General features: G+C 64.0%; 10 protein-coding genes. 7 read left to right on the top strand and 3 right to left on the bottom strand.

All coding sequences use genetic code 11. The features are described 5' to 3' along the window. The first annotated feature begins 3 nt into the window (after positions 1-3). From EIO58_RS00160 to EIO58_RS00150, 3 genes are all read left to right on the top strand, one after another. Positions 4-750, top strand: coding sequence for a hypothetical protein (locus EIO58_RS00160; RefSeq protein WP_127817673.1), 747 nt, complete (start codon positions 4-6; stop codon positions 748-750). 600 nt (positions 751-1,350) lie between these two features. After that, positions 1,351-1,728 (top strand): hypothetical protein, encoded by a 378-nt coding sequence (locus EIO58_RS00155; RefSeq protein ID WP_127817672.1) that lies wholly within the window; start codon positions 1,351-1,353, stop codon positions 1,726-1,728. A gap of 566 nt (positions 1,729-2,294) precedes the next feature. Next, positions 2,295-3,008, top strand: coding sequence for a DUF6338 family protein (locus EIO58_RS00150; protein WP_127817671.1), 714 nt, complete (start codon positions 2,295-2,297; stop codon positions 3,006-3,008). A gap of 1,044 nt (positions 3,009-4,052) precedes the next feature. On the opposite strand, the gene EIO58_RS00145 is transcribed toward EIO58_RS00150, so the two are convergent. The 3 genes from EIO58_RS00145 to EIO58_RS00135 all read right to left on the bottom strand — a co-directional run bounded on the left by EIO58_RS00145 (position 4,053) and on the right by EIO58_RS00135 (position 8,289). Then, positions 4,053-5,825 (bottom strand): SAVED domain-containing protein, encoded by a 1,773-nt coding sequence (locus EIO58_RS00145; RefSeq protein WP_127817670.1) that lies wholly within the window; start codon positions 5,823-5,825, stop codon positions 4,053-4,055. Further along, positions 5,822-6,838 carry a HesA/MoeB/ThiF family protein gene (locus EIO58_RS00140; RefSeq protein ID WP_240658499.1) on the bottom strand — a complete coding sequence of 339 codons (1,017 nt, stop codon included), beginning with the start codon at positions 6,836-6,838 and terminating at the stop codon, positions 5,822-5,824. Before EIO58_RS00140 ends, EIO58_RS00145 begins: the two co-directional genes overlap by 4 nt. A 443-nt stretch (positions 6,839-7,281) precedes the next feature. Next, complete coding sequence (locus tag EIO58_RS00135; protein WP_127817668.1) at positions 7,282-8,289, bottom strand: nucleotidyltransferase domain-containing protein; 1,008 nt, start codon at positions 8,287-8,289, stop codon at positions 7,282-7,284. A gap of 931 nt (positions 8,290-9,220) precedes the next feature. On the opposite strand from EIO58_RS00135, the gene EIO58_RS00130 reads away from it, so the two are divergent. The 4 genes from EIO58_RS00130 (at position 9,221) to EIO58_RS00120 (ending at position 12,827) form a co-directional block, all read left to right on the top strand. Then, entirely contained in the window at positions 9,221-9,742 is a 522-nt protein-coding gene (locus tag EIO58_RS00130; protein ID WP_127817667.1) for an FCD domain-containing protein, read from the top strand. 267 nt (positions 9,743-10,009) lie between these two features. Then, entirely contained in the window at positions 10,010-10,138 is a 129-nt protein-coding gene (locus EIO58_RS19220; RefSeq protein WP_164861431.1) for a transposase, read from the top strand. 387 nt (positions 10,139-10,525) lie between these two features. After that, entirely contained in the window at positions 10,526-11,077 is a 552-nt protein-coding gene (locus EIO58_RS00125) for a helix-turn-helix domain-containing protein (protein ID WP_205789042.1), read from the top strand. Positions 11,078-11,396: 319 nt separating this feature from the next. Then, positions 11,397-12,827, top strand: coding sequence for an ABC transporter substrate-binding protein (locus EIO58_RS00120; protein ID WP_164861430.1), 1,431 nt, complete (start codon positions 11,397-11,399; stop codon positions 12,825-12,827). The last annotated feature ends 11 nt before the right edge of the window (positions 12,828-12,838 follow it).

Below are 12,838 nucleotides of genomic sequence, written 5' to 3'. Positions count from 1 at the left end.
CGAATGAGCGACCAGTTCGCTACGGCCTTTCGCAGCAAATTCATCGATCACATCGCCGAGACAAACCAGCCAGGCCGCCATCGTCGCGCGCTTCTCGGGACAGCGACCGCGCTCGCACTCGTCCTCGGCGGCACTGTTGCAGCCGCAGCAGCAGGACTGTTCACGCTCCCCGGCGGCACGGAGGTGACTCCGGTCGCCACCACCCGATCCGGCACCTTCACCGGCACCGACACGCTCGAGCTCGGGCCCGCGCCGGAAACGGCGACCGGCGTGGCGATGTCCCTCACCTGCCTCACGCCCGGGTCGTTCGAGTTCGACGACGGCGCCAGCGTCACCTGCACTACGACGGACGACAGTAGCCACCCGGCCACGTATGTGCTCCCACTCAGCGCCGTCAACGGCGGCGTCACCATCACCACCAGCGAAGACGCAGCGTGGACTCTCACTGCCGGCTACGTCACTGAAGAAACTACCGATTGGGCCATCAACGACTCCGGCCAGAGCTACGGGGTCATCAACGCCAACGGCACCCCGGACCTCATCGCCGTGATTGCCACCAACGGCCAGCAAGGGTACGTGCACCGCAGCGACCTCGAAGACGCCGACGGCACGACCGCTTCCAAGGGCTTCACCAGCCCCGAAGACGGCCTCCGCTGGCAAGAACACAACGCCGGCGCGGTGCACATCATCCCCGTGTACGAATCAGACGGCACCACACGCATCGGCGACTTCGAAGTGCACGGCCCCTAACGGCGGACCGGGCACCTCGAGGCCGCAAGTCTGGGCGGTGTCGCTTCCGGACGCTCCGCCTTCGAAGAGGGTTCTCCGGGCGCCTACAGCTTGGCGAGCAGCGGTTGGAAGAACGCAGCCACTCCAGGAGCGATGACCGGTTCTCCCAACATCGTCACCACGGGTTCGTACCACTGCGCGAAGCAGAACGAGTTCAGCCGTCCTAGCGCTACTTGATCTTCCAGCGCTCTCGCTTGCACTGAGGCCGGCTACACGACGTGCTTGAAGTCGTTGTTACGGGAAGCGAGCGTTCTGACGTCGCCTCTATGAGACGCTGCACAGATGACGGATGCGTCGACGGAGTGCGGACCGACTCGCAAGAGAGATGGATCTTCGAGATCTTCGTGGACGCTCCCGGGAAGCCCCTTGTGACCGCGTCACACGCCGCTGGCGCGAAACTCGCATCCCGGCAGTTGACCGTGGATTGGCAAGAGACAACGGAACCGAACGGGGCGGGTTGCGACAACAAGTCGACCGCATCGCCGGTCACCCTCGACATCCCCTAGCGACGCCCGCGTCCGGTCCCGCAAGCGGACGCCGGCCACGACTAGAGTCCGACGCATGGACGACGCAATGCAGGACCCGCGCGACGCGGCATCCTCTGGCCGTATCGGGACTGCGTTGGGGTGGTGGATTGCGCAGCTCGTGCTGGCTGTTCTCGCTTACGTTCACATGTTCCTGTCGCGGCTGAGCATCGCGAGCTGTACACCAACTTCATGCGACTACGCGCAGTTCGCGCTTCTCATCCAGATTTTCAACGTCGGTGTGGCCGTCCTTCTTGTTGCTGCGGCCGGGGGCATCTTCGTGTTTCGGCATCGGTCACGAGTGGCGATCTGGTTCCCCGTGATCGGAATTCTCCTGACCGCAGTGCTCCTCATCGTGACCTACTCCCTTAGTCGGGCAGCGTTAGATCTGCCGCTCTTCGGGAACCGACTCTGAGCCTGGTATTTCGTTGGGCGTGATCGTCCTGGCGTCAGCGTTCTTTTCCGCCAACGCGTTGCTCGATCGAGGGTCCCCATTCGGGCGATGACCGTACGCGGCGCATCAGCGGGCATTTGATCCGAATACAGCAGACTTGGTTCAGCTTCGAGCAGCCGCTGAAGCGATCCCGAAGCGGGTGGTGCGCGCATGGCGGGCTGACGTGCAGTCCGTGTCGGCCCACGTACGACTAGTTCTCTGGCACGGCGAGTGTGCGAGAGTCTGGCCGCGAGACGGCACGATCGCTTAGGAATGAGATGGAGCACTCGCACCTCGCCTACGCTGCGATTCGGCTCGTGTCGGCCCGAGTATGTCCGATCGAAAGGTTCCTACTGCACTCCACGCCGGACGGCGTCCAGACGGTGACAACCGGTCGAGAGAACGACCAAGTCGTTGCGTTTGAGTTCTGCGCTATCGAATCGCACGAAGGGCCTGTGGAGTGCTCAATAGGTATGTCGGGGAGCAGATTTCCCAGGCAGGAGCAAGCAGGCACGCGGAGTAGCCCAGGTTGCCCCTAAGGTGGGCCCGTGAACATACCCGAATCGCTGCCACAGATCGCGGCGTTCGTGCTGATGCTTGTTCCGGGGCTGACGTGGGCAGTTGTGAAGACCTGGCTTGTGGGTATCCGCGACCCAGACTATGGGACGGGTGCCCGCATCCTGGACGCGCTGTTCATCAGTGCGGTGTTCCTCGTGATCTACAGCGTGGCCGGCCTATTAATCTTCGTCGGCGATTACTCGCTCGAGGTAGCCCGAGGCGTCGTCGACCTCGCTTACAAAGAGTGGCCGTCCTGGGCGATCTCGCTAGCCGTGCTCGCCTTGCTCGTGGTGGTGCCAGGGGTCGCCTCGTACTTTGTGAACCGACGCACCGTCAAATACGAACTCAAGAAGCGTAAGAAAGACGGCTCGGTCGAAACGAAGACTAAGAAGCGACTAGTCAACAGGCCAGAGTCCTTTCCCACAGGATGGGACATGGCTGCCTACGAGGGCATCACAGTTAGGTGGGTTCGAGTGCGCCTCGAGAAGGGCGTGTACTTTGGTGGCCTCTTTGGCAACCGTTCGTACGTGAGCACGTACCCGCATGGCAGGGACATCTTCATCGAGGAACAATGGGAACTCGACGACAAGGGGCGGTTTTTGCGAGAAGTAGAGCGCTCACTTGGTGTCTGGTTGGCTATACCGGATACGGCCGTCGTCGAATGGATCGACGGGGAACCCAACAATCAAGGCGGATCAGAATGAGTGATGACGAGAAACGGCGCCCAAGTTCAATAACTGGCGGGGCGGGTCCCCGGCACGTTGAGGAAGGCGCCAGACCAGCTGAGCGACCGCAGCGACCGATCAAACCGCCTACCGGAACGTCTGGTGGATCGGACGCAACTTCCCAATAGCGGCGAACGTGAACTGACTCAACGGCTCCCTCCGCGCTGAGAGACGCCTTGCCATCCCCCGACCAGGACTCCCCGGTGATCTCGGCCGCCGTTCATCGATATCCTTGAGCTCGAGGCGGTTACGGGTGCACCGACCGCGATCATCGTCGTCATGCTCCTGAGCGCATCCTTATCCGGGCGTTGAACGCTGGAGGGGCTTGGGGGTGCGGCGCACATCTCTTCGGTATCGTCAAATGCGCGAAGTCAGCAGACCGAAATCGGGCGGCGTGCGCCGAGACATCATCGCGTCAGACGGGAGGAATCCCGAGCACGCGGTTCATTACCCCGCGAGTAATCCTCGGGCCTCGCGTAACGGCTCGCGATCGATTCGGGCTGCCGCGTCAAGCGATTCAGCTGTCTCGGTCACCTCGATGCGATATAGACCAGCACGGTGGTACTCCGAGGCGACGATTCTCACCGGATCGGGACCGACGAGGGACACCCGCGATTGCGAACGCGCGATTGCGTCTTCTAGTTCGCTGAGTCGAAGCGCGTAAGCGCCCCGATCCATCCCCGGGGCGCCGAGTCGGTGTTCCAGCCACCTGGTCGTCGACGCTTCCATCCAGAGGTCGATCGATGCAAGGTATTCTCCTTGCGCGTTCTAGACGTGATTAGCGAACCCATCGTTGGTGGTCTCTCCTGGTCTGAAGGGTTGGGATGAGGAGACTGAATCCGCCGGCGATGAGCGCGCCCAGGAGCACCGCCGCCGCGCCAACGAACACACTAAGGCTCTCCACGAGCGTCCTTTTTCGCGGCCTGGAGACATCCTGCTTGATGTCGTCACCGCGTCGTGATTCGGTCCTCCTACGAGCGACGACCGTAGAGCCTCCCGGATCGCACGGTCCCCGGTTTTGTCCTACAGGAGTACCTCGGTTATCGGGCCACCGGCGACGCCGGGCTCGAGAGCGATCGCTGGCCGGTACCGGGAGCCGTTGATCGTGTCGCCGTCCCATTCGTAGGCGATGGTGCGGAGCGTGTTCAGGTACCGCCCTACGAGCACGGCCATGGGGAAGGGGCCGTGGAAGGCGAGATGTACTTCCGCGCGCCCGTGATCTGCGGACAGGTGCTTGATGTGCTGGGCGACGGCTTGGCCGAGGCGGCCCGCTTCCCGTGGATCGATCCGATTGGAATTCGTGACGGAGACGATCTCCACGTTGGCTAAGCCGTCTGCGAATTCCCGCACGAGGCGCTCGAACGCGCTGAGGTCTGGGTCTACGGTGAGTTTCACGAAGACCGCGACTCTGTTCGCAGTGCTGCTCGGCTGGGTGACCTCGGTGGGGCGCGCCTCGACGTTGAGTTCGGTGACCCCCGGATCGTTGCTCGTTGGTGTGGACTCCCAAGCGTTGTTCTGCACATCGAGGACCGCGACGTTGCCGATCTTGGTGTCGGGCAATGCTGCCCCGAGTGCGAGTCCGATCGAGAGGTGTGCGCCGCCGGAGATCTGCACGCGCTTCGCGCCTGCCGCGAACACTGCATCACCGGTGAGCGGGAGCGTCCGCCGGAGGAGTTCGAGGCCGTCGGGCGACGGGAGCCGTCCTTCGGCGCCCTCCTTGATCCGCATCTGAAGGTCGTCGTCGTCGGCATCTACGGCGAACGGGGCAGGGCGGCTCTGAACTCGAATGGTGAAATCTCGGCCCTCTGCGCGGATCTCAGGTCGGCGTTGTTCGATGCGGTGCATGAGGAGGTCGCGAACGATTTCGAGCTCGCCTGCGGGGTCGAGCACGTTGGCTTGCTTCTTGTCGGCGAGGGTTCGTGCCGGCGCGAGTCGCAGCAGTCGGTCGGGGGCGTCGTAGTCGCTTTTCGACTCGCTTCCCGTCCGTGCGATCTTGTTGGCGATGCACAGGCTGAACGCGGGGTCCTTGTCGAGCTGGAGCAGTCGGGGGAGTTCGCGTTCGCGGACGATCTCGCTGTCGACGATGTCGGGCGTCACGACGAGCACGCCTGCCGAAAGCCCTTCGGTGAGCGCCTGCTCGAGGCGGTCGGTGGTCGTCCCTGGTCGCAGGTCGACGCGGTCCCTCCATACGACGATGCCAGCGGCTCTGAGCAAGTTCTCCAAGGACTCCGCTTGCTGTGTCCCGTCGGACTGGCGGTACGAGATGAACACGGGGCCGTCAGAGCGGGCTGCGCCATCGGGCAGCGGGCCGAGCTGACCGAATCGTGGCGGGGGGACGGTCACGCTCGCGTCTCGCGTGACGACTCGGCCGAGTCGCTGACGTCGTGCGATCAGGCCGAAGTACGTGCCAGTGTCGCCGGGCGTGCATACGAGGAGCGCGACGGGTCCGTCAGCGGCTTTGGCCGCGGCGCGCATTGCGTTGCGGTCGATTGTGCTCGGGCCGGACGGTGCGGGATGGCTGTGCCACTCTCCGACGTAGCCGATTGGGTCGTCCTCTGCTCTGTCCGAGAGGAACTCTGCGAGGCGCTCGTTCGCTCGAATGTCGTCGCGGACGTATCGGTCCTTTGTCGCGCCACCGCCATCAACCACGAGTGCGTGAGTGATCACAACGTTGTCGATCTCGCGGTACCCGAGAAGGATGCCGCCGGTTTCGAATGGTAGCCGTTTCGCTGTCTCGGATGCGATCGTCTCGTGGGCGTCAGCACGCACGTCGATGCTCGGAGCGGATCGAGTCATTGGGCAGTCCTTGCTGGGTCGACGACGTTTCGCACTTCCCCTGATGGGTGGACGGGACTTTCGATGAGGAGACCGATGACGTGACGGACGGTCGCGGATGCCGCTTCGACGGCCACGTGGGGTGGTGTTGGCGAGATCGGGCTGCCGCACCCGGCTTCGAACACTGCGGGCGGCTGCTGATCGACGTCGAACCTCGAGCTCGGCAGCTGGTCGGCGCCATCGAGTGGCGGGAGTAGGTCGACGCGGAAGGTGGCACCGTCGTTCTGAATTGAGGCATAGATGATCCGCTTCCGCGCGGACCTGGCCACAACATGCAGGAGTGCGGTCGTGGCGAAGTCGGCGCTGGTATCCACGACGAGATCGTGACTCGTCAGAAGCTGCATGGCGACGTCACCGGACGAGACGGCTTCGCCGAGCTCCTCGACGTCGTCTGCGGCGATCTCATGCCGGGCGACCAGATGTCGTTTGACCGCAGTGACCTTTGGCAACCCGACCATCTCCGGTCCGACGAGGTGGCGGATGAGGTTGCCGGGCATGACGATGTCGTCGTCGACGAGCGTCAGGTGTCGGATGCCGGCACGCACGAGCAGGTCGGCCGTGAAGGAGCCAAGCGCGCCCACGCCGACGATCGCGACCCGAGATTCGTGGAGCAGAGGCGCAACCACTCCCGCGCGAGCCGTCTTCGCCGCACTGGTGTCGGCTGCCGCACAGAGGCGCCGAACGGCCATACCCCCGTCTATCGTCGGCGATACCTCGAGGAGGATCGCACCGTCATGGATGCCGCGCCGGTAGATAAGCAACACGATGTCGACGAGGTGGTTCCGGATCCGGCGGTCCAAGTCCACGTCGGGGGCGATGCGTGCCGCGACGTCCTGCCAGGATCTCGGTGGAACGTCTATGTCGCCGAGATCGGCGACATAGCCAAAGCGGTCCTTGCTGTGCTTGGACGCCTTCGGCGGGCGCGTACCGCTCCCGATACGCATGGTGTTGTTGCTACTCGGGCGAAATCGCACGAAGCCGTTCGGGTAACCGGCGAGGTCGTCGTAGAGATACAGACGCTCGTCCTCGGACGGGTGGAAATATCGCTCGAGATCCAGATCGGGCCGATCATCGGGCCACCCGGCATCCGCCTGCTCGAACCAGGCGGTCACGTGCTCCAGGAAGGCCGACGCTTCTGTCCACCACAGATCGTCGTGGTCGTCTTCCGCGACCAAACAGAGCGCGCCGTCCAGTTCTCGATGCCAGGACCACGCGACGCTGTCCGGGTCGACGGGAACGACGCGAGGCGGCTGGAACGGAAAGCGGGCGCGAAATGAGATCACGACCTCTGTCGACTTGCCCGGATGTGTGATTGCACCTCGCCACCCGGTGTCGCCTTCGATGAAGCCCGCGCGAATCAGGCCTTCCTCGAAATGCTGACGAGAGTATGCGACGTACTCGTCGTACTCGGTGATTGTCAACCGAAGGTCCTGGCGCCCGCCGGCACGACTCGTTCACCAGCGGAAATCGCGAACTCCCGCTTCGATCCGTCGTCGTTGAAGCCCGGCGGCATCGGGAAGACGGTGTCGTCGTCGCCGTTCTTGCCGAGCAGCTTCTGGAACGCGAGCGCAGCTTTGCCCTCATCCTCCTCACCGAGCGCGTCCCGCGCGTCGGCGGCGGCGTCGATGAATCGACTCCGAGCTGCCTCCAGTTCATCATCGGTCGCGCGGATGCTGATGGCGTGCCCGGGGAGCGTGGGGTCGCTGACCGCGATGCCGTAAGTGACGAAGTTCTCGACGATCTTGCTCACCTCGTCGAGCGCCGAGACGTAGTACTCCGCGTGATCGCTCCCCGTCACCAGACCCGAGGCGAAGGCCTGGTATGTGGCGACCTCAAAGAAGAATCCCCCCGGCTTCTTCTTGCCGAGAAGAGAGCGCCGGGTCTGGCGGAGCAGCTTCACCGTCGGGACGTAGTAGCCGTCGTGCGCGGTGTTCATCGCGGTCGACAGAGACGTCAGCGATTCGGGGTTGGTGCGCACCCACTGGTTGTCATCGCCCTTCTGCGGGATCTCCCACGTCTCGCCATCCCAATGGGGGCGCGCGGGAACGGCATCGACGTAGAGGTCGTAGTCGGGGAACGAGACCTGCAGACTTCGATCCTGTCGCTTGGTCCGCTGATGCCCGTCGTCATCACGCCCGAACTCGGCATGGAGGACGGTAAAGACCCGGTCGAGGATTTCATTCGACGTGACGTCGCTCGGCAGATCGGGGAGACGGACGAACACGTCAACGTCTTTCACCCGCTTGATAGACACGCTTCGCTTGTAGGACCCGATCAGCACTGGGTTCACCCCGTACTCGGCGAGCTTGGCGTCACCCACGAGCGCTTCGCGGACTAACCGATGCGCCTCCGGTGCATTGGCTTTGTCATCGCCGGGCTCGATGGAGCTCAACGCATCCTTGAACTGCTGTTTCAGGTGAGCCATCGGGGCGTGCTCCGCTTCGGTCGGGCTGGCCTTTGCAGTCTACGAAGGGGGTCCGACATTGCGGTCCGGTGCTCGGGTACGCCAGCCTCCCCGAACTCGCGTCTCCCCACAGTGAGCGCCCATTCGAGGGCCGACTGATGTGTCTATCAGTTCATCCGTGTCATTCGACGCGACCGCTCAGATCGGTCTAACTGCGGGCACCGACCGTGTTCGCGAGAGGGTCGCTGAGCGTTCGGACGTTCGTCCTTGAGGAGCCCTCCGGCCCGCTCAGGTCTAGCATGCCCGTAAACCGCGCCCGCGCAAGGTGCCCGTTCCGGGGGGCCATGCGCACAGGCGTGTCGCGTCGCTTCCGCTTCTTCGAAGCCCTGAGGCGTCTCTCGCCTGCGTAAGAATCGCGTAAACCTGAGCGTCTTTGAGTCCTGCTGAACGTGGTCCAGCGGGGCTCGCGATCGCGTCATAACAAAGCGAACGCACTCGAACGTGGCGGAGCAAAGTAGCAGCATACGGAGTTCAAATCCCTCCGTCTCCGCTCTGGTCCGTGGCCCTCGATCCCTTGAAAACACTGGGATCGCGGGCCATAGCTTTCTCGAAGACCCGCGATTTGCGAAGAATCTGCGAACACCTGCATCGAGAAGCGCACTGAACTCCCACCGAGCCCTCGCGGCGACCGCCCTCCGATACTCGGTATCGATAGTCTGCTGGCGAGGGGATCAACGTGGAGCCTGTTAGTTACCGGGAGTTTCGGGATGAGCAGCTTTCGAGGATCGTACCGGCGTATTTCTACATCACCACCCGGGATCGCAACGCCTGGTGGGGCTCCGAAAGTCGCCAGTACCGCGGACTAGCTAGCCTCACCTGCACACTCGCTGCTGCGAAAAAGGTTGCCGAGGGATAGCTGCTGAACGTCAGTCCGACCCCGGTGCGTGAAGCTATGCGCGACCTGCATTCCGAGGGTCTGCTGAAGCTGAGTCCGCGCAAAGGCGATACAGTCCGGCGGATCGACCCTGACGAGGTCCGGGAAATGGCGGAGCTGTGCGAATTGCTCGAGCCCCACTGCGCCCGGCTGGTCGCCGAGCGCATTACCGAGGACGAGCTCGTCGAGGCGCGGCGGTTGCAGAGTGAGATGGAAGCCGTCGATTTCGAGACGTACTTCTCGCTGAATCGTGCATTCCATTCCTATCTGTACGAGTGCGCGCGCTCACCGCGACTGGCCAACATGCTCCGGAGCATTCACGACTCCACCCCATCATATTTGCCGATGGCCTTCGCGCGGGTGAGAGAACGTCACGATGAGGGTCTCGCCGAGCACCGCGAGTTCCTCGACGCATGCGAAGCCCGCGACGGCGCCCGGGATGCCAGAATTATGACTCGCCACTGGCGCCCCGTTTCGAGATCGTCGCTCGCGCGGCGGAGGAACTCGTCCAAACCGGCGGCAGCGTCGAAGGTCCGCTGATTGCGATCGCCGAGGCAACCTGTCCAATCGCTGTCGAGTGAAGCCGCCTGAGCAACGCAGCGGTGCTGGCAGTCGAAAGGTACCTGAAGTTTTGGAGGGTTGCGGGTCAGCGGTATCACGCGGATCGTCAGTCGGCGACGTACCTGGGCGCGTGTAGTTCGCGGCTCGGGTGTCACGTCCCCGTCGCAGCGCAACACACTGGCTGGCTCGGGCGCCGGCTACGCCAAGCCGGACTCGTCGGGTCCATGGGCAGAGTCACCTCCAGCGTTGACAAACGCGCTCGTCGCGAGCTTCTGGTCGACCATGGATCGCGAACTCCTCGACCGCTCCGTCTGGGGCTCAAGGGTTCAGCTCGCATCGGTCATGGTCGAGTGGATCGAGGGCTTCTATGACTAGCGCCGCTCGCACACCAGCCGGCGGACCTCAGCACCGCCGATTACGGAGCCCTTCAGTCCGTCGCACACATCGCGGCACGCTCAAGTCACAAGAACGTCCGGGAACCGGGTCAGGCTCCGAGCTCTCCAAGTCACTGTTAACACGGTCGACCCGGACGCGGTGCTTGATGTTCCGGTTGTATTTGAGTGGCGGAATCGCACGCAACCAGCATCCGACATGGGCCACGGACCTTCATCCGACCCTCAGACGCGTCATGATGCAGAATTGGGCGAGCGGGCAAAACGGACCGCCGATGCCAGTTGAGCGTCCCGGCTCGGAAGGATGGGTATGACCTCCGCGGATTCGCATGGCGCCTCTGCGAGCGTAGATCAGGTCGATGAGCTGCCCATGCGGCAGCTAGGGCAGCTCCTGCGAGCGCTTCGGGCGGATGCCGGCCTTACTCTCGCAGAGCTCGCCGGGGCCGCCGACGTCAGCATCGGTCTCATCAGCCAGATCGAGCGCGGTCAGGGGAACCCGTCCTATAACACCCTCATCAAGCTCGCGCACTCACTCGGTGTGAAGGTCGGCGAGTTCTTCGGGGGGCAGGAGCCGGAGCAGAAGGCAGCAGAGGTTGTTCGCGCGGGGTCGCGCCGCCGTCTGCTCCTCTCGGAGCACGACATGGTCTACGAGCTGCTCACGCCGAGCATGAACGGGAAGCTCGGCATGATCCGCGCCCAGATCGCTGCCGGGTGGAGCAACGAGACCGTTCCTTATGTGCACGAGGGCGAGGAGTGCATCATCGTGGTCGAGGGGTCGCTCCTCGTGGTGGTCTCGGGTGAGCGGTACGGGCTCGAAGAGGGGGACTCGCTCACGTACGACGCTTCCGTGCCGCACTGGTACGCGAATACCACGGGGCGTCTCGCTGTCCTCATCGGCGCGATGACTCCGCCGTCGTTCTGACTTGGCCGGAGCTCATCGCCCGCTGCAGCCCGGGCCGGCGGTGTTAACGCACCCGAAACAAGACGGCGCCGCTGCCTGAAACGAGGGGGGTTCAGTATAAGGACAACATCTTCAATTTAATGAAGATGTTGTCCCGTTGAACCTCGGCATCCAGTTCGTCGTGGTCCTCACCCGAAGGAATCACATGATCTCACGGCGCTCCACCTTTCGCACACGCACCGGCGCAGGCCTTATCGCAATGAGCGCGGCTGCCGCGCTCGCTCTCACCGCCTGCACACCGGGCGATAGCGCGGGCTCGACCGCAAGCGACACTCTCACGATGCAGCTCGACGGTCCCGTCACATCGTACGACCCCGCGCTGGGCGCCTCCTTCCAGGACGTCGTCGTAATGTGGTCGATGTACGACACCCTCGTCGCACTCGACGCGGACGGCACTGTTGTCCCGGGGCTCGCGACTGACTGGGACGTCACGGCTGACTCCGGTCTCTTCACGATCCGTGACGGCGTGACGTGCTCCGACGGCGAGGAGCTCACCGGCGAGGTCGTAGCGAACTCGCTCAACCGCTTCTTTGCGCCGGAAACCGCCGCGCCTTTCCTCTCGAACGTCATCGGGGCGGGCAACACGGCGACGGCGACGGCCGACGGTCAGACGGTGACGATCCAGCTTGATGCACCCTTCTCGGGCCTCCTCTCCGGGCTCACCGTCGGCTACACAGGCATCGTCTGCTCCGCCGGCACGGATGACCCGAGCGCGCTCACGACGGGCTCGAACGGCACGGGTGGCTTCGTCGCCGACTCGCAGATCGCGGGCGCGAGCTACACGTTCACACGTCGCGACGACTACGAGTGGGGACCCGAGTTCGCAGGCGTCCCGACGGAGGGAGCGCGGCCTGCGACGCTTGTCATGGAGGTCGTCGAGGACGAGAACACTCGCGCCAATCTGCAGACGACCGGCGACATGCAGATCGCCGCGTACACGACCGACGCGTGGGAGCGCGCCGCTGGTCAAGCTGACTGGACGAAGACCGTGTCGAACCAGTCCGACACCTTCCTCATGTTCAACCACACCGAGGGGCATCCCACTGCGGATCCCGCAGTCCGCCGCGCGATCGCGCAGGCGCTGGATATCTCGCGTCTCAACGACGTGCAGAGCTATGGCGCGGGCGAGCTCATCACGAACCTGGGCGACCCGACCTACGAGTGCTACGACGAGTCGCTCGCCGACCTGTACCCCGCATACGACCCGGACGCGGCATCCAAGGTCCTCGAGGGTCTCTCGCTCGCGGTCAACGGGACCACGCTCCTCGCGGGCGGCGACGGCAACGCGTACGTGCAGTCCGCGTTGCAGGAGGCTGGAGCCGACGTGTCGTTCCAGAACCTCAACAACCAGCAGTGGGTTTCGGGGCTGTTCACTCCGCTGAACGACTGGGACGTCACGATCCTCGTCTTCGCGAACACCTCCTCCAACCTCCTGTCGGGAGCGAACTTCTTCACGGGCTCGGTACCGCCGAACGGACAGAATCTGTCGGCCGTCTCGAACCCGGAGGCCGACGCCGCGCTCGCCGTAGCCCGCGCGACCACCGGTGGGGAGAGCTGCGCCGCCATGGCGCAGTACCAGCAGCTCCTCCTGGAGAACATGGACGTCCTGCCGCTCGCGACCGCCCCGGCGACGGTTGTCTTCGCGCCCGGCGTGACCGCCATGGTGTCGAAAGGCTTCGTCCGCGCCGGAACCATCCGGATCGCGGACTGACTGACGGACCT

Origin of the sequence: Microbacterium sp. CPCC 204701, from assembly GCF_004010105.1 — a bacterium.
Classification (GTDB): domain Bacteria; phylum Actinomycetota; class Actinomycetes; order Actinomycetales; family Microbacteriaceae; genus Microbacterium.
The sequence above is the reverse complement of the archived record's forward strand: the minus strand, read 5'-3'. Positions and strand labels throughout refer to the sequence as shown.